The organism is Roseibium sp. R5 (assembly GCF_055755305.1).
Window position 1 is genome coordinate 671,165 of the sequence record NZ_CM146910.1, and the last position, 20,148, is coordinate 691,312.

Below are 20,148 nucleotides of genomic sequence, written 5' to 3' on the forward strand. Positions count from 1 at the left end.
TGCACAGTCCTTAGTTGACCATGCAAAAATACACGCATTGCGCGTATTGTCCAGAAAAAATACTGAGGGCTGTTAACGGTAAAGAGAGACTGGCACTCCAGTAGCCGTCTGGCCGTCAAACCGCCCGGATTGGCTGGAGTAGAGCTGCGCAACGGTTTGCCCACTCCCGTCCTTCAAGACCACCTGATTGCCATTCAGATCCCATGCGGAAATTCCGGTCAGCACAGGCGTGGCACAACCTCTGGTATTTGCACGGTAGCCGCCAGACCAGGTCGTCAAGGTCATGAATGCCATGCAATTGTCGGCACCAGAGGCCAATTTCCAGCCGCCGAGGAGGTCGGTACGGCCTACTTGTTGAGCGTTCGCAGGAGGTGTCACGGCTGCCACGGCACCGTCGGTTGTGGGTGCGGTTCCATCAAGCCCGGCTGTCGCGGTTTCAGTTCCCGGGACTGCAGGGTCAAGCGGCTGCAAAGCACCGGAGTTGACCGGTGTCGTCGGCGTGGCGGGCAACGGAGCAGCATAATTCGGTCCGCCGGAAAGCCTCTGGCATCCCGCAGCGAGAATCACCAACCCCACAACCAAACCCAAGTTTGCCGCACGCTTCATAACGAATCAGTCCCTGAATGACGTCCCAATATGCCGCCACTCTTAGCCTACAATTTGGCGAAAATCCAAAGGCTCCCGCGGAAACTCTACAAATTTCCGTCAGGCAACCTTGTTGCCAGTGGAAAGCTCCGATGGGACGGACGGATCAATCAGGCCGTCAATCGCTTGCCAGATACGCTTAAGGTAAGCAGAACAGGCCGCAAAATCATCGCTCAAGGCGCCGCCATCCGTCACGCTCCACCAATGGCTTGATGTTGTCCCCTTCCAGGACGCCGGTTGAAGGATCGCCTTTACGTCGCTCAGATAAATGATCCGATCCGGCACGATCGCATATGGCATCAAAAACACATCAATGGATTTCGGCGAAAGGCCTTGCGCGCTCACGCCATGTTCCGACAAAAGGCGGCTGACATTCTTGCTGATCTGCGCCGCAGGCTGAAGGCCTGCAGAAAAGGCCCGCATGAGGCCGCTGCCTCTGGAGTTGAGGCAGGCTTCGGCCATCGGCCCGAGCAAACTGTTGTCGGGGCACACAAACAACACGGTGGTTTTTGGCACAGGGAATCCTCTTGCGAAGTTGGGGCATGTTTCCCAATTTCGTGGATGCCATAGCCAAAGGTTCAGACCCTATTATGACAGTTTAAGGCTGTGCCCGACATTCTCAGCGGATAAACAGCCAATCTTCTGAATACTAATTAGGGTCTTGGGCCTCGGACGCGCCGTGTCCGGAAAATGCATCGAATGCCGCCAGCGCTTCGGCTCCATAGATCATCGACGGGCCGCCGCCCATATAAACCGCGACACCGATCGTTTCCATGATCTCCTCCCGGCTCGCACCATATTTTGCGGCCGCCTTGGAGTGGTAGGCAAGACAACCATCGCAGCGCGCAGCAATTCCAATCGCAAGAGCGATCAATTCTTTGGTCTTCGAATCCAAAGCACCCGGACTGATGGCCGAGCGAGCAACGTCGTGAAACCCTTTTGTGACACCGGGGATGCCACCCCGAAGATCTGCCATTCTCTTGTCGGTCTGTGAAATAAAGGACTGCCAATCGCTAACGGACATGTTCGCTCCTCCGCTGTTTTGCTGACGGATGGATACTTAAAGACGCACTTGCGCGATTGGCGTTGATATCACTCAATTTGCATGCGAATGAAGGCGCACCCCAATCTCGACGTCATGGAGATAACTGTGCCGCTTGCCATCTGGTGCATCCTTGCCGCCGCCATTCTTCCGATCCTTTCGGCCTTTCCGGCAAAGCTGAACAAGGACTTTGATAACGCCAATCCGCGCGATCCTGACTATTGGCGCGAGGGGTTCCGGGCACGGGCACAAGCAGCTCAGGCCAACGGCTTTGAGGCTTTTCCTCTTTTTGCCATCTCTGTCATCGTCGGGATCGGTCAAGGCGGGTCCGACTACTGGATCAACCAGCTGGCAGTCCTATTTGTGATGCTGCGGGTGATTTATGTGTTCTGCTACTGGACGGATCGATCAAACCCACGCTCACTGGCCTGGACCGCAGGCTTCCTGACCTGCGTCGCAATATTCACAAGCCCCGTGTGGAGCTAAAACGCAACAGCCTGACATTTAAAAACCCAATTCTATTTTGAACATTTGCATGGCCGGACTGCTTTCGCTAACCATGGCAGTGTGGATCGAGCATCGAAACCGGCAGGGGTTAAAGAGTGCGGACGACAGACCAGACGACCACCACGCTTCCCACCCGTCATGAAAATGAAACGGTGGCAACGCGCCTTCCCGCCGATCCTCATATAGTGGATGTGCTGATTGCAGAACGCGGCAAACAGGTGATGGCGAGCCCCTGGTGGCCCCTCATCCGTCCGTTTGCCTTCAAGATCCTGCGCTACCGGTCAGCCGTCGAAATGGCCAACACCATCGATCACATGAGCGCGGTGGACGTTTTCCGGCACCTCAGCGATTTGTTGCAATTGAACGTCACGACCCTCGGCCTGGACCGCGTTCCAACGGACGGGCCGGTCGTCCTGGTATCAAACCACCCCACAGGTATTGCCGATGGTGTTGTGTTGTTCGATGCCATCAAGGAGCGGCGTGAAGACCTGGCAATCTTCGCCAATCGAGACGCGATCCGCATCAATCCGCAGCTTGCAGACATGATCATTCCGGTTGAGTGGCGGGCAGATTTCAAAAGCCGTGAAAAGTCGAAAGAAACGCTCAAGATTGCGTCATCCGCCTTCTCCAAGGAGCGCGTCGTTGTCCTGTTCCCGTCTGGACGTCTTGCCTATTGGCACGAGGGCAAGCTCACCGAGCGCCCATGGATGACGTCTGCGTTGGCTCTTGCGCGTAAGAACAAGGCGCCGATCATTCCCATGCACATGGGCGGCCGGAATTCCGGGCTGTTTTATTTCCTGGCCCGAGTCTCGACAGAACTGCGCGACATGACCGTTTTCAATGAGCTGTTGAACAAGAAAAATGCCGAATTCCGGGTGCACTTCGGCAAGCCGATCCGCCCGGAACGGCTGGACGGCGACCTGACAGAGCTGACCGAGCAGATGCGCATCCATTGTGCAGAAACCCTGGCAAGTGACCCGGACGCGGAATTCTGAGCACTCCGGTTTGCGAAATCCCCCGCTAACTGTTTTTGCCCGCCTTCAAAATCCGGCCGATATTCACCTCGATCCAGTCCGCAAAGTCGCGCACCTTTTCCGCCGCTTCCTGGCCCAGTGGTGTCAGGGAATACTCCACATGTGGTGGAACGACCGGATAGGAAATCCGGTTCAGGAACCCGTCGGCCTCCAGCGTCTGCAACGTTTGAGCCAGCATCTTTTCGCTGACTCCACCCACTTTGCGGCGTAATTCTGCAAACCTGTATTCACTGTCCAACAGGGCAATCAGCACGAGACAGCCCCACCGGCTGGTCAAGTGCTTCAGGATAGCCCGCGAGGGACAGTTGACGTTGAATAGCTCTCCGCGGCGCACGAGCTCAGACAGCGGCTCTCCGGCAATATTTGCATAAGGTTCCGGATCGGCGGCTGTTTCCCCCTCAAGCTTTGGCTGAGTGCCATCCCGCCTTCGATCCCGTTTTTCCATCATTTTCCGGCTCCGGTAAAAAACTCCATACTTACCTTTTTGTATGTACTTACTAAAAGTTTGTTTACAAGCCATATCCGTTTGCAACAGGCCGGATACGCCTCTCAAATGGGTGAATTCAGGTGGCCTGTATCGTAAAACAGGAGACCAGATATGATTGCAATCACAGGCGCGAACGGCCAACTCGGACGGCTTGTCCTCAAACACCTCTCCCGTCAGAACACGCCCGCCCTCAGGGCCCTTGTCCGCTCTCCGGAAAAGGCAGCAGATCTTGCCAGCACCACGGTCAGCATTGTGCATGCTGATTACAATGCGCCCGAGACGCTTGCCGCGGCCCTTCAGGGCGTCGACCGCCTACTGCTGATCTCCGGAAGTGAAGTCGGATCGCGGACCCGCCAGCACGGCAACATTATTGAAGCGGCAAAACGGGCCGGCGTATCCTTCATTGTCTATACAAGCCTGCTGAATGCCGGCCGCTCCAAGATGATCCTGGCCGCAGAGCATGTTGAAACCGAAGCCCTCCTGAAAGCCTCTGGCATTGCCCATGCCATCCTGCGCAATGGCTGGTATCTTGAGAATTACAGCGGTGCCGTGGCCGCAGCGCTGGCACAAGGGGCTGTTGCCGGAGCATCCGGCGAAGGACGCATTTCAGCAGCCAGCAGACAGGACTATGCCGAGGCAGCCGCTTCTGTCCTCACCGGGCAAGATACCTCCACCCGCGTTTTTGAACTGGGTGGCAGCGGTTTCACCGCAGCAGAGCTTGCGGCTGAAGTATCCCGGCAGGCCGGCCGCACCATCGCTTTCCGGAACATGGAGCAATCCGCTTACGCTGCCGCACTCACTGCCGCAGGATTGCCCGGCGGAATTGCCAACGCTTTAGCCGATGCCGACGCAGCTGCGGCACACGGGGCCCTTGAGACGTCCAGCGATGATTTGGAACAGTTGATCGGGCATCCGCCTCTGCCCCTCGCTGCATTCGTTCAGTCGGCCCTCAGCCAATCCGCTGCCTGACACGAAACTGGAGGTGTGGCGGCCGGGCAATTGTTGTTGGCCGCCGCATTTCGTCCACAAGCCTGAATTGCCTCCGGGCAGCGAATAAGACATGGTGCGATGAGTTCAGGAGAATCATTCGAACATGTCCGCTTCACCTGCGCCCGCCGCAGAGGAACCCAACCCGATTCAGGCAACGCTTACACCGCCAGTGACCGGCGAGGCCCGCCCTTTGGCTGTGCTGCAGAAAATCTTCGGCTTCAGTGATTTCCGGGGAAAGCAACAGGCAGTTATCCAGTCGCTTGTCGACGGCCGGGATGCAGTCGTGCTTTTTCCAACAGGTGCCGGCAAGTCGCTTTGTTACCAAATCCCGGCGCTTTGTCGCCGCGGTGTCGGGATAGTTGTCTCCCCGCTCATTGCGCTGATGAAGGACCAGGTCGGCGCGTTGACAGCCGCCGGCGTTAACGCAGCTGCTTTAAACTCCACGCTCACGCCTGGCGAACAAGCAGATTTACGTATGGAATTGCAACGTGGACAAATTGATCTCTTGTACGTTACGCCGGAACGGCTCAGCAGTGAGAGCTTTCGCAAGCTCCTCGATACGCTCGACATTGCGCTCTTTGCCATTGACGAGGCGCATTGCGTGAGCCAATGGGGCCACGATTTCCGCCCTGAATATTTAAGCCTCTCCACCCTGGCGGAACGCTATCCGGGCGTCCCCCGGGTAGCACTCACAGCAACAGCCGATCCGCACACCCAGAAAGACATTCAGGCGCGACTCAAGCTGGATGAGGCGGAAGTTTTTTCGACCAGTTTCGACCGGCCCAACATCCGGTATGAGATCGTTGAACGGAACAACCAGCGCCAGCAGCTTCTGGATTTCCTGAAGAAGCACAAGGGCGAGTGCGGCATCGTCTATTGCCTCTCCAGGGCGAAGGTCGAGGACATCGCCGAGTGGCTAAATGCCAAGGGCATTCGTGCACTGCCCTATCATGCGGGTTTGCCTGCAGAACAGCGGGCAGCCAATCAGGATTCGTTTTTGCTGGAGGAGGATCTTTGCCTGGTGGCCACGGTGGCCTTCGGTATGGGGATCGACAAGCCGGATGTGCGCTACGTGGCCCACTTGGACCTGCCCTCATCTGTAGAGGCCTATTATCAGGAGACAGGCCGCGCCGGGCGGGATGGTGCGCCGTCCGAAGCCTTCATGGCGTATGGTATGGCGGATCTCGTGCAACGCCGGCGAATGATCGCGGAGGGCGATGCCCCGGACGAGGTCAAACGCGCAGAAAATGCCAAGCTCAACGCACTCCTCGGAATTTGCGAAACGGCGGGCTGCAGGCGCCAGGCCTTGCTCGCGCATTTTGGCGAGACCTACCCGGAACCTTGCGGAAACTGCGACACCTGTCTGTCACCCGTGGAAACATGGGATGGCACGGAACCTGCGCAGAAGCTCATGTCGGCGATCTACCGGACCGGCCAGCGCTTCGGCACTGGACATGTGATCGATGTTCTACTGGGCAAGACCAGCGAGAAGTCCGCCCGCTTCGGCCACGACAGTCTCTCCGTGTTCGGTATCGGCCAGGAGCACTCTCTCAAAACATGGCAGTCGATCACACGGCAGATCGTTGCTGCCGGATATGTCGACGTTGACCACGCGCAATATGGCGCATTGGTCTTGACCGAAAAGGCGCGGCCGGTTCTGCGGGGTGAAGAGAGGATTCGTCTGCGCAAAGACCGCAGCGCCTCTGGCCTCAAGAACACCCGGACATCGCGGGCTGCCTCTCTGGCGGATGAGCTGGACCAGGAAGACCGGTTGCTGTTTGATCGGCTCCGCCGGTTGCGCACCCAAATTGCCCGGGATCAGAGCGTGCCGCCTTATGTGGTGTTTCCCGACGCCACTCTTGCCGGGATCGCTGCGGCGCGCCCGGTCACGCCCGACAGCCTTCTATCGGTCTCCGGCATTGGCCAATCAAAACTGGACAAGTATGGCGAAGCAGTTCTGGATCTGGTGGAAGCCTTCGAGGCCGGCGTTTAAGCCAGCCTCAAAGTTTGAGCAGATCGTGGTTTGATCAGGATCCGGCTTGCGGGAGTCCCTTGAAGGCTTCAGAACCCCAGACTTGCTTTACACGAGCATCCCGGCCACAGGCCTTTCGGTAGCCTTTGTAGGCATCGGCACGGGTTACATAGCCGAACCGGGTCAAGGTGCGTTGATTGCTTTTGTAATAGCCTTGGTGATAGTCCTCAGCCGGCCAGAAGACTGCAGCGTCTTCAATCGGGGTCACCACTTTACGGCCCAGTGCCTTTTCCGCTTTTGCCACTTCCTGCTTCGCCGCTTTTTCCTGCGCTGCGTTCAAAGGATGGATCGCAGTGGAGTATCCAAAACCCCGGTCACAGAATTGCCCGCCGCTGTCGGTCACATCGACTGTTCTCAGGAAAATCGCCAAGAGCTCGCCATAGCTAATCTTGGTCTCATCAAAATCGACCTGAACGACTTCGCGGTGACCACCACGTTCGTAGTTCTTGTAGGTCGGGTTTTGCGTGGTTCCGCCAGCATAACCGGACACCACATCGCGAACGCCCGAAAGCTGTTCCAGATCTGATTCAACACACCAGAAACAGCCGCCGGCAAATACCGCCGTCTCGGCGTTCGCCGGAACCGTATAGGCGGCACCGGTCATCAGAGTTGCAAGGGCGAGCGGGGCAAGACGCTTCATGAGAAATCCTCCGTATGTTGGTATCAGAGCTAACGCATCTGCAGCTGGAGGCAACTCAACTCCATTGTCATTCCCGCACAAGCCCGTGAGGGATGTGTGACTCACGTTGCTTCTGACCAATGCTATGCCCCGCCAGGTGGATCGCCACCCCACCTGACAGGCACCGCTGTTTTTCTTGCTAGACAGCCTGACGGTGAGATGGTGAGCGCGGTGCGTCCAGCCCCGACCAGTCGATCCTCTGCGTCACGAACATGGTCACGGCAAGAGCTGCAAATGCGATCACAGATCCGATCAGCAAGGCGTAGTCCTGTTCTCGCATCAAAGCGTAAAGGGTCGCAAAGATACCGGTCAGGACAGCTGCGATAACAAATCCTGCAATTCGGCTTTTCAGCGAGGTCCCAACGTAGATGGCGTTCAACAGCGTCGCCGAACCTGCAGCGACCAGGTAGGCCGGCCCGTAACCAATATGCTCAGAGAAGGCCAACAGCATCACGTAGAAGATGATCAGCGCACAACCAACCAACCCATATTGTATCCAGTGAAATTGCCAGCCCGATCGCATCTCCAAAACGAAAACTGCCAGAAAGGTCAGGCTGATGAAACCGATGGCATATTTCAATGACCTCGAAATCGTCTGATAGAAGTTCACCGGCTCGACAAACTTCACACCCATCAGTTTGCCGGACAGCGGCAAACTGTCGATCTCCATCGTCTTGGGAATGCCCCGGGCCAGATAAGGGATGGTCCAGTTTGCGGTAAACCCACTGTCCGTGATTGAACGCTGTTCAGGTAGGAAAGCTCCTGTAAATCCTGGATGCGGCCAATCGGACTGGAGCGTGACCAGTGTCGTCTGCCCGGCCGGTGCTGCAAAAAGGGCTGATGAGCCGTTCAGGTGCATGGCCAGATCAAAAGAAAAGCCTCTTTGCCAGATATCAGCTGCGACTGGTGCGTTGATACCGGAACCGCCGTGCTTGGCCAAGGCACCAAGGCCAGGCTCAAATTGCACGGTTTTTGCCATATCGAGACGGATCGCGACTTCGCTGCGCAGCGCGCGGACATCCGATATGCCAACGACAACCATGGCTTTGTCCGTTGCGATCTTGATCGTGCCGCCGTCTTTCGGTTCGAAGATGCCGGAGGGCGGCCCAGAAAACCGGCCCTCCATGGACATCTGACCACTATAGACCGGCAATGAGTAGATTGACTTGCGGCGTTCTTCGACGCCTATGTCTCCTTTCAATTCCAGACGTTCAGGAAACAAGACCACCGTTCGATGATGGACGGTCCGCTGCCTCTTCTCGCCTTCTCCGGAAATGACAGTCTCCGTGAATGGAATTGCAAGATAAGGACCATTGATCGACTGCGTTCCTCCCCAGGACCGTGCGATATCCGCCGCCACGCCCTTGGCGCGGTCGGCACGCTCTTCCACGAGCAACCAAACAAACGTCGTCGGTATGAGAAGAAGAACGGTCAGGAAGCCGATCAGGAAAACCTTGACCGCGGGCGATTTCAGAACTGCTGGTAGTTTCGGTGACTGTCGGTTCTGGGGAGATCCGTTTTCGTCATCTGCGGTTGGTGCCGATGTTTCGTTCGCCATTTTCTGCAATCCTCTGCCAAAGGGTTGCCCACAAGCGCTATCAAATCGGAACAATCAGCACATTGTTCGAACACCCGATGTTTTTTCGGCGGAGGAAATGTGGCTTGAATATGCCGGTGGCTCGTGAATTTAGGCAGTTTGGGCCAAGGCAAGTCTGCCGAGCGGTATAGTTTGCTAGCTAAACAGACTTTTGCAATCCTCTGCGTGCCGCATATTTGCCCTTGTAAATATTACATAAAACTTGAATACTTTTGACCTGTTTCGGAATTCACCCCCCGGATTGGCAATCAATCCTCACAAGATCTGTTGTGAACAAGCTGTGGACCAATTGTTGGCAACGGAACGAACTCAACTGAGAATTCGAACGGGTTTTCAGTGTACTAGCCAAGGTATCAACTCAGGGTAATCGAGTTACCACAAAAGCGGGTTAACCATGAATCCGGTTTATACCAAGATTTTTGGCAACCCCTGCTTGTCTTCTGCTGCATGGCCAGTTCTTAATAATTCGTTAACAAAGGACACTTTGTGAATGACACCGTTAAACAACATGGCTCTTGGCGCCAGCGCTGATTATGTGCGCCGGGCGAATTATCTTCCGGCCCTGGTCGAACGCCTTGACTTGTGCCAGGCAGAAACGCATCGCTTCATGCTGGTCGCGCATCTGTTCGACGACACCATGCGGATGATTGATGCCTTGGCTGGGATCATGGATTTCGATGCCATCATCGGTATTCCATATTCTTCCGGCAGCGATGCTACACGCACGAAATGGCAATCGCGTTATGGCTCTATCGTGCATTGCCCGAAGACCGAGGACGATTTCAAGGAAACGCTTGCAGCTGCCATTCAGAAAAGTTTTCTGCAGTGCCGCTCATCTGGTCAGAAACTGGTGATCCAGGAAGTTGGCGGCTATGTCGTTGAACTGCTGCATGAACGTTTTGCCGATCAGTTGGACCTTGTTGAGGGTGTCGTCGAGATCACCAAACAAGGTGTGTGGCGGGCCGAACAGCTCAACTTGAAAGTGCCGGTGCTGCATTGCGCCGACAGCGAACTGAAGCGGCTGGAAGCCAAACGGTGTGGTGAAACCATCGTGCGCTGCCTGGACGGCCTGTCCAGGGATCTCGGCAACTCCCTTGCAGGACGCCATGCCGCTGTTTTCGGAGCGGGATGGATCGGCTCCGGTGTTGCCCATGCGTTCCGCCGCCTTGATGTCATTCCGATGGTCATCGATACCGACCCGCTCAAGGTGGCAGAAGCGCGCCTCTCCGGTCTTCAGGCGCACATGTCACCAAGGGAGTTGGAGAAGTGCGATCTGATCGTTGGCGCAGCTGGAAGATTGTCGATCACGGAACAGGTGCTGCGCCAATTGCGCAGCGGCTGTATGGTCGCAAGCGCCAGCTCCCGGCGCATCGAGATTGATGTCGAATATCTGGAAACCGCGCCAAGCGCCGATATTCATCCATCAATCCGGGCCTTCCATTTACAGAACGACAATGGCTACGGCGAGCGTCAGATTTGCCTCGTCAACGACGGTTATCCAGCAAACTTCATTCCGGGATCTGGCAGCGTCGCCGATGAGATCGTCGAACTCATTCTGGGCGAACTGATCGTCCTGATGTCGGACATCACCTTTTATCCGTACGAGCCGGGAATTCATCGCATCACGCCAGCCAGCGAGGCGTTGTGTACACAGCTGTGGATTGAGCAGAGGGACCAGCTATGACCGATACAACCAACGAGTTGACAGTACACTCACAGTATCTTGTGAAGAAGCTGTCGAACTCAAAGCAAAATCTCTACGGGACTGTGAAATTCGATACGGTTTCACGGAAAATCAAATCCTGGGCCAAAGGCCGCACGGACCCGCCAAAGATCCTGGATATCGGCTGCTCGACTTCGATCTCCAAGGAATATCTGGCCGCAACCGGGCTGGAGTTTGAATATTGCGGCGCCGACTACGAAGCCGCTTTCCAGCCGGACATCGTGCTCGATGCCACGAAGCTGTCCGAGCACAAGGAAGACCTGCCCTGGCGCCCGGATGTCATTACCCTGCTGGATGTACTGGAGCATCTTCCGGGGAAAGCCGAGGCGATTGAATCCACCATGCGCCAATGCTGCGAAGTGGTCGCACCGGGTGGTCTGGTGCTTGCGGTCGTGCCGCAGCTCTACCGGCTCGACCGGCTAAAATTTGGCCACCTGCACTATCCGGAACACCATGTCCGCTTCACACTCAAGGAATGGATGAATATCGTCGAAAAGGCCGCCGATATCGAAGAAGCCCATGGCATCGGTTACCTCAGCGTCCTGCCTTACACGCCCATGTTCAGCCCCTGGTACAAGGAACATAACCGGCATGGAAAACTCTTCCATCACCTGCGTTCCAAGACATTCGAGTGGGGTCCACTGAAACCGGCGGAAATCGGTTTGACCCGGACGCTTGGCCGCCTGCCGGGCCTGCGCGGCTGGTGCAACAGCACCCTGTTGGTCTGCAAGGCCAAAGGCTGACCCAGGCCACCCGCCAACTGAGAAATTCTTCCGCTCAATCAAGCGCCCCGGGAAGCTGTCCGGGGCGTTTTCTTATTTCGCATCGATAGAATCTTTAGTGGCCACCACCGAATGGCACACTTGTGACGCGGGTCACAGGACAGCATGCACTGCCCAGGGTAGGCATTGCACATGATCTGAATTCTATGGTCGTATGGGGCATCCATCACACGCCTGTATTCACAGGGAGGTTTCCAGTGGCATTGCATCAATCCAAACCCGGCCGGCGGGACGACGTTTTTGACCTTTATGCCCGCGACTTGTCCGAACAGCCGTTGCCAAAGTTCCGGATGCCGGAGAACTCTTCGCTCCCCGATACGGTTTACAATCTGATCCACGACGAATTGCTGCTTGATGGCAACTCTCGCCAAAACCTGGCGACCTTCTGCACAACCTATGTGCCCCCACAAGCCCAGCAGCTCATGCAGGACTGCGTCGACAAGAATATGATCGACCAGGACGAGTACCCGCAGACAGCCGAGATCGAGCACCGCTGCGTCCACATTCTTGCCGATCTGTGGAACGCCCCGGACGCAAAAACCACGCTTGGATGTTCAACGACCGGGTCCTCTGAAGCGGCGATGCTAGGCGGCCTTGCTCTCAAGTGGAAATGGCGCAAGCGCCAGAAAGCCGCCGGCAAACCGGCCGATAAACCCAACTTGATCTGTGGGCCGGTACAAATCTGCTGGCACAAGTTTGCGCGTTACTTCGATGTCGAATTGCGGGAACTCCCGATCCTTGACGGCGAGCTTTGCATGACGGCCACCCAGGTGGCCGAAGCTGTCGACGAGAACACCATCGGCGTTGTGCCAACCCTGGGCGTGACCTTTACTGGCGTTTATGAGCCCGTCGAAGCAATCTCGAAAGAACTCGACCGGATCGAAGCTGAACGCGGCCTTGATATCCCGATCCATGTAGATGCAGCCTCTGGCGGGTTCATTGCACCGTTCCTGCACGAGGATGTTGTTTGGGATTTCCGCTTACCACGCGTGAAATCAATCAATGCATCCGGCCACAAATATGGCTTGTCCCCGCTCGGCGTCGGCTGGGCCATCTGGCGGGAACCGGAAGATTTGCCGGAAGAATTGATTTTCAACGTCGACTATCTGGGCGGCCAGGTGCCAACATTTGCGCTCAACTTTTCGCGGCCCGCTGGCGAGATCGTGGCGCAATACTACCAGTTCCTGCGCCTTGGCCGGAAAGGGTATACCGACGTACAAGGCGCCTGTGCCGACACAGCTCAGTATTTGGCCGCTGAGCTGGAAAAGACCGGGCATTTCGACATGCTCTACAATGGCGATGGTGGTCTGCCGGCTGTCTGTTATTCCCTGAAGAACAGCGCCGACCGCGGCTACACGCTCTACGACGTGTCGGAGCGGTTGCGCATGCGCGGTTGGCAAATTGCCTCGTATCCGCTTCCGGCAAACCGGCATGATCTCATTGTTCAGCGGGTTATGGTCCGCCATGGGATCGGCCGCGATCTTATGGAACTGTTGATTGAGGATATGAGCCGGACGATCGAATTTCTCGATCGAAATCCGATGAGCAACCGGGAAGCCAAAGCCTCCTTTCACCACGGACGATAGACCGATGTCAGATCCCGCTCAGGCTGGCACGGAGCGTCCGGCCAAGGACAGCTCAGCGACCGGAAAAATCACCGTTCTCGGCCTTGCCATGATGACAGTCGCTGCCGTAGTCAGCCTGCGCGGCCTGCCATTGATGGCCGTTGAAGGTACGACGCTGCTGTTCTACATCGGCTTCGCCGCCTTTATTTTTCTGATACCAGCCGCTTTGGTCGCTGCCGAACTGGGCGGCATGTTCGCCCATTCAACCGGGGGGGTCTACGATTGGGTGAAAGCCCCGTTTGGCGCCCGGGCGGGCTTTGTCGCCATCTGGCTGCAATGGATCCAGAACGTGGTCTGGTATCCGACCGTGCTTGCTTTCGCAGCTGCGTCCCTTGCCTATGTCATCGGACGGCCAGAACTTGCCGATGATGGCATCTACACCGGGTCGGTCATCATCGCGGCCTATTGGTTTGCAACCTTAATTGCCTTGACCGGAACCAGCGCTGCGGCGCGGTTCACCTCGGGCGGGTTTCTACTCGGGACCGTGATCCCTGGACTTCTGATCATCGCTCTCGGTGCGGCCTGGATTGCGGATGGGCAAACGATGGCTTTTTTGGAAAGCACATCAGTGACCGGCGGCGATGCGCATTTGCGGTTCTTTCCTCATATCACCGGCCTGTCATCCCTGGCTTTTCTCGGCGGTATTGTGCTCCTGTTTGCCGGTGTTGAGGTTCATGCAGTTCACGCCAACGAACTCAAGAACCCGGCGCGGGACTTCCCGAAAGCCATACTCCTGTCTGTCGTGATCATCGTTGCACTTTTCCTCCTGGGCTCGTTGGCGCTTGCATCCATCGTTCCCGCAAATGAGATTGCCCTTGACCAAGGTCCGATGCAGGCCTTGCAGATCGCGCTTAAAGAATTTGGCCTCGGCTGGCTCGTGCCTATCCTTGCCCTGTTGATCGCTCTTGGCGCGCTTGCAGGAGTGATGTCTTGGATCACCGGCCCAAGCCGCGGTCTTCTCCGAACTGCCCGTGACGGCGAGTTGCCGCCTTTTCTTGCGCGGACCAACAAGAACGGAGTGCAGGTAACAATTCTGCTGATTCAAGGCGGCATCGTCACCGTTTTGGCGCTGCTCTACTTTATCTTGAAAAATGTCTCCGTCGCCTTCTTCCTGCTGTCGGCAATGACGATCACGCTATACTTGGTGATGTATATGATGATGTACGCGGCTGCAGTTCGCCTGCGGCTAACACAACCGCACACTGAGCGAAGTTACAAAGTGCCCGGTGGCCTCGGCGGATTGATCACTGTGGCCGGGATCGGCTTTGCCGGAGTGGCCTTTGCGTTTGTCACCTCGTTCTTTCCGCCAAGCCAGCTCCCCGTGGGCAGCCCCACAACCTATGTCGGTGTGGTAACGGCAGGGTTTGTTGTTTTCATTGGCCTGCCGATCCTGATCCACGCTTTGAAGCGCCCGTCCTGGGTCCAAGATCAGGCCAAAACGGACGAACAAACCTGACGATTATGGGCTGGTAGCGCCATTTGCAGGTTTAATCGGCTTCACGGCTGCTCACGCCCCTGTCATGGCAGGTGATGCACACCTTGACAATTCGGGCTGCCGTGGAGCGGCTTCACATAAAACACATTGATATTTTGAAGGAAATCAGGTCACGGAAGCGTGGCACACCTTGATTTCAATGCCAGTGATCTCGCTCCCACATGTGGTCTATCGCAATCGGATTTGGGAGCGCAGAAATCATGACGACACTAACAGCAGATAGACACCTGACCGCAGCCGCACCGGCTGTTTCGGTCAGCACCGTAGGCCTGATGTTCATTTCAGGCTTTTTCGCCACCATTGCTTTTGATCTTTGGGGGCAGATCATCAGCCCGGGTTTGGGTTTTGCAAATCTTTCACCTCACGGCTTGGCACAAAGCCTTCTGGCAAGCCTCGGCCTGCCCAGCAACGCCTTTGCAGGGTACTTTGTTCACTTCTATCTGGTGGGCCTTGTCGGCTATCCGATCGGCTGGATGTACGTTTTCGCACCGATCTGGCAACGTGTTGTCGGCGACACGCATTGGCTCTTGCCAGCCGCGATCTACGGTGTTGGTCTGTGGGTCTTTGCCATCGGCGGTATCACGGCAATCGCCGGTTTGCCGTTCTTCCTGAACTTTACCGGCATCACCTGGGTCGCCCTGGTTGGCCACGTGCTTTATGCCGTCGTGATGGTCGGTGTTCTTGATGTCATTGAGCGTTAAAAACAAGCCTAGGCTTTCTGATACGCCTTCAAAAAGAAAACCGCTGCGACACCTTCGGAGCGGTTTCTTTTTATTCGAATCAGACCAACAATTGTCAGATCAACTAAACTAGTCAGCGAAAATGCCGTATTCCGGGATGGAGTCCAGTTCGATCTGGGCCAGCAGAGACCCTTCGACGATCGCCTGTATGCTGACGTTCTTTCCCATGATCGGATAAAAGCGGCTTTCAACCGCCCGGCCTTGAGTGTCACCAAATTCCGTATGTGACGCATTTCCAAGTGTTTCAAACTGTGACGCTGTTTGAGACATGACCACTCTTTCCCCTGCAGTACCATCGCCAACCGTGTGGCGTTAAAGGCATCCTAGGGACAATTCCCAAAATTGGCGCTAAGGGCTTTAGGCAAATTGTTTCTGCTCTGGGTGCAAATTATTAACTACGCCATATTGCGAGCTCTTTTCCCATGTGAAGATCTGACAAAGACTGGATTGAACAATCACGCGATCCATATTGACGCTGAACGCGAGTGGTTTGCCTGTGGGCATTTTATAATACTCGCAAAATAGGTGCCGCTGATGTCCGAACACTCGACAGACATTGCTATCATCGGGGCAGGTCTCTGCGGATTGGCCACGGCAGTTCTGCTTTCGAACTTGGGCGTCGACGCAAGGGTGTTTGAAGCAAGCAAGACGGCTGGTGGACGCATCCGGTCTCTGCCTGGGCCCTCGACTCCTGATCTACGCTATGATCTTGGCCCCGCATGGATCTGGCCGCATAATCAAAGAATGCTTCACTTAGCGGAACAACTTGATTTACCCCTGATCCGTCAGCACTCAGCCGGAAACCTCATATTTCAGGATCAGACAGGCAGCATCCGCCGCGATCTCGCTTTTGCAACGATGGGAGATGCTTTACGGATACCTGGCGGTCTGACACGCATTACAGACGGCTTGGCTGCCCATCTTCCTGACGGCACAATTGCCTATCAGCACGCCGTCACCGCAATTGAACAGGACACCTCTGGCCTGACAGTGTCGGGAAAGACACCTGAAGGTCCCTTCCGCGTATCTTGCCGGCAAGTCATCCTTGCCTTACCTCCGCGATTGGCCGCAGCACGTATCGCCTTTTTGCCGGATCTTGTCGCTGAAACGAAACAGGATATGTCTGCAGTTCCAACGTGGATGGCCGGACATGCGAAACTTGTCGCTGTCTATAATCGACCCTTTTGGCGCGCCCAGGGATTTTCAGGCGATGCCATCAGCCATGTCGGTCCTTTGGTCGAAATCCACGACGCTTCAGCGGAAGAAAACCCTCAGGGCGAGGCAGCATTGTTTGGTTTTGTCTCCCCTCACGACATCCAAAACACGGCAGATCGTGAGGCCTTTGTTTCACGGGCGATCACGCAGTTGAAGGAGCTCTTTGGGCCCGAAGCTGGACGCCCGGCAAAGGTCTTCTTGAAGGTCTGGGCAACGGACCCGTTGGTGGCAACTCAGCGTGATCAGGAAACTCTGACGAGCCACCCGCAATACGGACCGTTGCCTATTGTTGAATCCTGGCATGACCGGCTGTTCCTGTCCGGTACGGAAACCGCACCGGAGAACGGTGGCTTCCTGGAAGGCGCCTTGGAGGCTGCGGAGCGCTCCGTTGCTTGGGTGCGGCGTCACTTGGCCAAGTCAAACAAAGCTGTGCCGGGCTTGTAAGCCGGCCAGCAACTCAGGATCAGTGAATGTGAATTGGCGGACAACATTTCTCGAGCCGCCAATTCAAAGGTTACAGGAAGCGGTCTAAGCTGCGTCGGTCGTCGCGTTGGCTTTGACACCTTTCAGAAATGCGCCAACGTTTTCGCGCAGTTCCCGAGCTTCTTTTTCCAGGCTGTTGGCAGCCGTGAAGACAACATCTGCTGCCTGGTTGGTCACCGTTGCAGCCTGCGACACTCCGCCGATGTTGTCAGAAACCTGCTGCGTTCCGGCTGCAGCCTGCTGAATGTTGGACGCAATATCGTTGGTCGCGGCACCTTGCTGCTCCACAGCCGCCGAAATGCTCGTGGTAATCTCATTAATCTTGCCGATTGTGCTGGTGATCGCCCCGATTGCCTCAACAGCGTGATGGGTTTCCCCTTGAATGCTCGAAATCTGGGTAGAGATTTCTTCCGTCGCTTTGGAAGTTTGCGTTGCCAGCTCCTTCACTTCAGCAGCCACCACGGCGAACCCCTTGCCTGCTTCGCCGGCTCTTGCCGCTTCAATGGTCGCGTTCAACGCCAACAGGTTGGTCTGTTCGGCAATCGCTTGAATGAGCGTGACGACCTCACCGATTTTCGCAGCGGCCTCAGAAAGGCCCTGAATGCGCTGGTTGGTCTGGGCTGCCTGGCTCGCAGCCTCAGAGGCGATTTCGCTGGATGACGACACCTGACGGCTGATCTCCGAAACAGACACCGCAAGTTCCTCCGCCGCGGCAGCCACTGTTTCAGTGTTTGCCGATGCGATGGCTGCTGCCGATGCAACCGCTTCACTTTGGCTTGTGGTCTGTTGGGCTCCGGAGTTCAGATTGGTGGACGCATGCTGCAGGCTTTCAACGGACCCGCCAATCGTCTCAAGCAGACCGGAGACCTGCACATCAAAATCGGACGAGAGGTTCTGGATTGCACGCGACCGCTGGAGATCGAGCTCCTGACGATTGGTCTGCTGGTCTTCCAGGTCGCGCCGCATGTTTTCATTGGCCACAAAGGTCTCCATGGCCTCGGCCATATCGCCGATTTCATCGCGCCGGTCAGTGCCCACAATAGGGAAATCAGTCTTGCCGTCTGCGAGCTGCTTCATGCCCAATGTCAGTCCCTTGAGCGGTACCGAAATATTGCGGATTGCGGCGACGGCGATCGCTGCAGCAATTAGACCTCCGACAATGAGCACGCCAATCAGGGCGCTGGCCTTGGACCAGAAAGCGGCGGACACATCATCCACATACACACCAGTCGCCGTGACCCAGCCCCAAGGCTGAAAGACCTCCGACCAGGTCGCCTTCTGAAGAAGTTCTTCTTCCCCCTTGCGGTTCCACATATAGCTGCTGACACCGCCACCAGACTTGGCAACCTCAATCATTTCCCGGACGTGATACTTGCCGGTCTTGTCTTGTGAGTTCCACGCACTCTTGCCCTCGGAAGACTGCTTCGCACTCACAATGCGGGTGCCGTCCAGGTCAAAAATAAAGGCGTAGTTGTTGCCATCGTAGTGGATGGCACGAACAACGTTACGCGCCCACTTCTGGGCTTGGTCCTTGGAAAGTTCACCGGAGGCTTCCAGCTCATGAAAGTATTTCAGAACCGAATTGGTGACTTCAACGACGGTCTGGGTCTTGTGGGTACGTTCGCCATACAAGATCGAGCGCAGAGATACGAGATCATAAGTCACCAAGGCCAGCGTGAAGACAGCCAAGCTGATAACCGGGATCCAGATCTTGAAGCCGATTTTAAAATTATCGAGAAACATAATGACTGACCTGAGAAAATTACGGATGGTCCCTCTTTGCATGATTTGATTAAACAATCTTAAAGCTGACAAATACGAATTAGTGTTTTTTTTGAGTAGTTTATCTGGCAAATAAACTGTCAATTTCCTTCATTGTTCACCACCCTTCTCTTTCATCGTATCGCGTGTCATCCGGCATTTGGCCTGTCGCAAAAAGACTGTATGGTCAGCACAACTGACGGGAAAAATGATTCAGGAGCGGCCATGAGCGGTCTTCTCGCCCTACTCGACGATGTGGCAGCGATTGCCAAGGTGGCCGCAGCGTCCGTGGATGATGTGATTGGCCAAGCCGCCAAGGCTGGGTCCAAGGCGGCCGGAGCTGTCATTGACGATGCAGCGGTGACGCCGAAATATGTTGCCGGTTTTTCCCCGGCCCGCGAGTTACCGATTGTCTGGCGTATTGCCAAAGGGTCGCTGAAGAACAAGCTAATCTTTTTGCTGCCTGTGGGCCTTCTGCTCAACACGTTTTTGCCCGGCATCATCACGCCCTTGTTGATGCTCGGCGGAGCCTATTTGTGTTTCGAGGGGGCGGAGAAGGTCTATCACCTCTTTGTTCCCGGCCATCACGACGCGGACCAACCGAAAAACCTGGTGCAGGACCCAACCCATCTGGAAGAACAGAAGGTCTCCGGAGCTATCAAGACAGACTTCATCCTGTCCGCCGAAATCATGACCATAGCGCTGTCCGAAATCCCGGACAGCAATATCTGGATGGAGGCCTCCACACTGGCGGTTGTCGCGATCGGCATCACAGTCATGGTCTATGGCTCGGTTGCGCTGATCGTGAAGGCAGATGACTTTGGACTGCACCTGTCCCGCGAGGGGCGGTTCGGTGTGACCCGCGCGATTGGTATTGGCATCGTGAAAGCAATGCCCGGCGTCATGAAATTTCTCATGACGGTCGGAACGGCAGCCATGCTCTGGGTTGGTGGTTCCATTGTGATTCACGGTTTGAAAGAACTCGGCGTCAAAGGCCTCTACAACACCATTCACGACATCGCGCACGGTGTGGCCCACACCATTGGCGTTGCCGAAGGTTTCCTCGGCTGGTTCGCGACGGCAACCATGGACGGGATTTTCGGGCTGATCCTCGGACTGATCCTGATCCCGATCGTCACAAAGGTCATCGAACCGGCCTGGCATATGGTGACAGGCAAGAAAGAAGAAGCCAGCGGGCATTGAGGTGCGTAAGTATCTAAAATATCGAAATCTTCTGCGCTTTACACAAATGTAAACTTCGCTCAAGAGGCCTGCAAACTGGCTGTCCCATCTTTGTTTCATCGGAAGGCA

Annotated in this window: 19 protein-coding genes; 11 read left to right on the plus strand and 8 right to left on the minus strand. The window is 55.9% G+C overall.

The window, feature by feature from the left end:
* Positions 1-72: 72 nt before the first annotated feature.
* The 3 genes from AC0J4F_RS03125 to AC0J4F_RS03135 form a co-directional block, all read right to left on the minus strand.
* Positions 73-606: a protease inhibitor Inh/omp19 family protein gene (locus AC0J4F_RS03125; protein WP_008196881.1), complete on the minus strand. Its 534-nt coding sequence runs from the start codon at positions 604-606 to the stop codon at positions 73-75.
* A 99-nt stretch (positions 607-705) separates the two neighbouring features.
* Positions 706-1,161, minus strand: a complete 456-nt coding sequence (locus AC0J4F_RS03130) for an arsenate-mycothiol transferase ArsC (RefSeq protein ID WP_473025375.1) — start codon at positions 1,159-1,161, stop codon at positions 706-708.
* Positions 1,162-1,294: 133 nt separating this feature from the next.
* A complete protein-coding gene (locus AC0J4F_RS03135; protein ID WP_133949187.1) occupies positions 1,295-1,669 on the minus strand; it encodes a carboxymuconolactone decarboxylase family protein in 375 nt (124 codons plus the stop codon).
* Positions 1,670-1,795: 126 nt separating this feature from the next.
* Here AC0J4F_RS03135 and AC0J4F_RS03140 point away from each other — a divergent pair, with 126 nt between their 5' ends.
* Positions 1,796-2,173 (plus strand): MAPEG family protein, encoded by a 378-nt coding sequence (locus tag AC0J4F_RS03140; protein ID WP_133949189.1) that lies wholly within the window; start codon positions 1,796-1,798, stop codon positions 2,171-2,173.
* A 116-nt stretch (positions 2,174-2,289) separates the two neighbouring features.
* Positions 2,290-3,189, plus strand: coding sequence for a GNAT family N-acetyltransferase (locus AC0J4F_RS03145; RefSeq protein WP_133949191.1), 900 nt, complete (start codon positions 2,290-2,292; stop codon positions 3,187-3,189).
* Positions 3,190-3,214: 25 nt separating this feature from the next.
* On the opposite strand, the gene AC0J4F_RS03150 is transcribed toward AC0J4F_RS03145, so the two are convergent.
* Positions 3,215-3,676 (minus strand): winged helix-turn-helix transcriptional regulator, encoded by a 462-nt coding sequence (locus tag AC0J4F_RS03150; RefSeq protein ID WP_008197079.1) that lies wholly within the window; start codon positions 3,674-3,676, stop codon positions 3,215-3,217.
* A gap of 150 nt (positions 3,677-3,826) precedes the next feature.
* On the opposite strand from AC0J4F_RS03150, the gene AC0J4F_RS03155 reads away from it, so the two are divergent.
* Both AC0J4F_RS03155 and recQ read left to right on the plus strand, forming a co-directional pair.
* Positions 3,827-4,684 (plus strand): SDR family oxidoreductase, encoded by an 858-nt coding sequence (locus AC0J4F_RS03155; protein ID WP_133949193.1) that lies wholly within the window; start codon positions 3,827-3,829, stop codon positions 4,682-4,684.
* A 124-nt stretch (positions 4,685-4,808) separates the two neighbouring features.
* Entirely contained in the window at positions 4,809-6,698 is a 1,890-nt protein-coding gene (recQ, locus tag AC0J4F_RS03160) for a DNA helicase RecQ (protein ID WP_473025376.1), read from the plus strand.
* Between the two features lie 34 nt (positions 6,699-6,732).
* Here the strand turns inward: recQ and msrA are convergent, their stop codons facing one another.
* Both msrA and creD read right to left on the minus strand, forming a co-directional pair.
* The gene (gene msrA, locus AC0J4F_RS03165; RefSeq protein WP_209172134.1) at positions 6,733-7,377 is read right to left on the minus strand and encodes a peptide-methionine (S)-S-oxide reductase MsrA; all 645 of its coding nucleotides are present in this window, start codon (positions 7,375-7,377) and stop codon (positions 6,733-6,735) included.
* A gap of 178 nt (positions 7,378-7,555) precedes the next feature.
* Positions 7,556-8,974, minus strand: a complete 1,419-nt coding sequence (gene creD / locus AC0J4F_RS03170) for a cell envelope integrity protein CreD (RefSeq protein WP_473025377.1) — start codon at positions 8,972-8,974, stop codon at positions 7,556-7,558.
* 529 nt (positions 8,975-9,503) lie between these two features.
* Here creD and AC0J4F_RS03175 point away from each other — a divergent pair.
* The 5 genes from AC0J4F_RS03175 (at position 9,504) to AC0J4F_RS03195 (ending at position 15,339) form a co-directional block, all read left to right on the plus strand.
* The gene (locus AC0J4F_RS03175; RefSeq protein ID WP_473025378.1) at positions 9,504-10,697 is read left to right on the plus strand and encodes a Rossmann-fold NAD(P)-binding domain-containing protein; all 1,194 of its coding nucleotides are present in this window, start codon (positions 9,504-9,506) and stop codon (positions 10,695-10,697) included.
* On the plus strand, positions 10,694-11,479 hold the full coding sequence (locus tag AC0J4F_RS03180; protein WP_133949201.1) for a class I SAM-dependent methyltransferase: 786 nt from the start codon (positions 10,694-10,696) through the stop codon (positions 11,477-11,479). The genes AC0J4F_RS03175 and AC0J4F_RS03180 overlap by 4 nt, the downstream gene beginning before the upstream one ends.
* Before the next feature lie 242 nt (positions 11,480-11,721).
* Positions 11,722-13,104, plus strand: a complete 1,383-nt coding sequence (gene gad, locus AC0J4F_RS03185) for a glutamate decarboxylase (RefSeq protein WP_473026399.1) — start codon at positions 11,722-11,724, stop codon at positions 13,102-13,104.
* 4 nt (positions 13,105-13,108) lie between these two features.
* A complete protein-coding gene (locus tag AC0J4F_RS03190) occupies positions 13,109-14,599 on the plus strand; it encodes an amino acid permease (RefSeq protein WP_473025379.1) in 1,491 nt (496 codons plus the stop codon).
* A 239-nt stretch (positions 14,600-14,838) separates the two neighbouring features.
* A complete protein-coding gene (locus tag AC0J4F_RS03195; protein ID WP_473025380.1) occupies positions 14,839-15,339 on the plus strand; it encodes a hypothetical protein in 501 nt (166 codons plus the stop codon).
* A 108-nt stretch (positions 15,340-15,447) separates the two neighbouring features.
* Here AC0J4F_RS03195 and AC0J4F_RS03200 read toward each other — a convergent pair whose 3' ends face one another.
* Positions 15,448-15,648: a hypothetical protein gene (locus AC0J4F_RS03200; RefSeq protein WP_473025381.1), complete on the minus strand. Its 201-nt coding sequence runs from the start codon at positions 15,646-15,648 to the stop codon at positions 15,448-15,450.
* 264 nt (positions 15,649-15,912) lie between these two features.
* Here AC0J4F_RS03200 and AC0J4F_RS03205 point away from each other — a divergent pair, with 264 nt between their 5' ends.
* Positions 15,913-17,037 (plus strand): flavin monoamine oxidase family protein, encoded by a 1,125-nt coding sequence (locus tag AC0J4F_RS03205; protein ID WP_473025382.1) that lies wholly within the window; start codon positions 15,913-15,915, stop codon positions 17,035-17,037.
* An 84-nt stretch (positions 17,038-17,121) separates the two neighbouring features.
* Here AC0J4F_RS03205 and AC0J4F_RS03210 read toward each other — a convergent pair whose 3' ends face one another.
* Positions 17,122-18,819 carry a methyl-accepting chemotaxis protein gene (locus tag AC0J4F_RS03210; RefSeq protein ID WP_473025383.1) on the minus strand — a complete coding sequence of 566 codons (1,698 nt, stop codon included), beginning with the start codon at positions 18,817-18,819 and terminating at the stop codon, positions 17,122-17,124.
* A gap of 243 nt (positions 18,820-19,062) precedes the next feature.
* On the opposite strand from AC0J4F_RS03210, the gene AC0J4F_RS03215 reads away from it, so the two are divergent.
* Positions 19,063-20,040: a DUF808 domain-containing protein gene (locus AC0J4F_RS03215; RefSeq protein ID WP_473025384.1), complete on the plus strand. Its 978-nt coding sequence runs from the start codon at positions 19,063-19,065 to the stop codon at positions 20,038-20,040.
* The last annotated feature ends 108 nt before the right edge of the window (positions 20,041-20,148 follow it).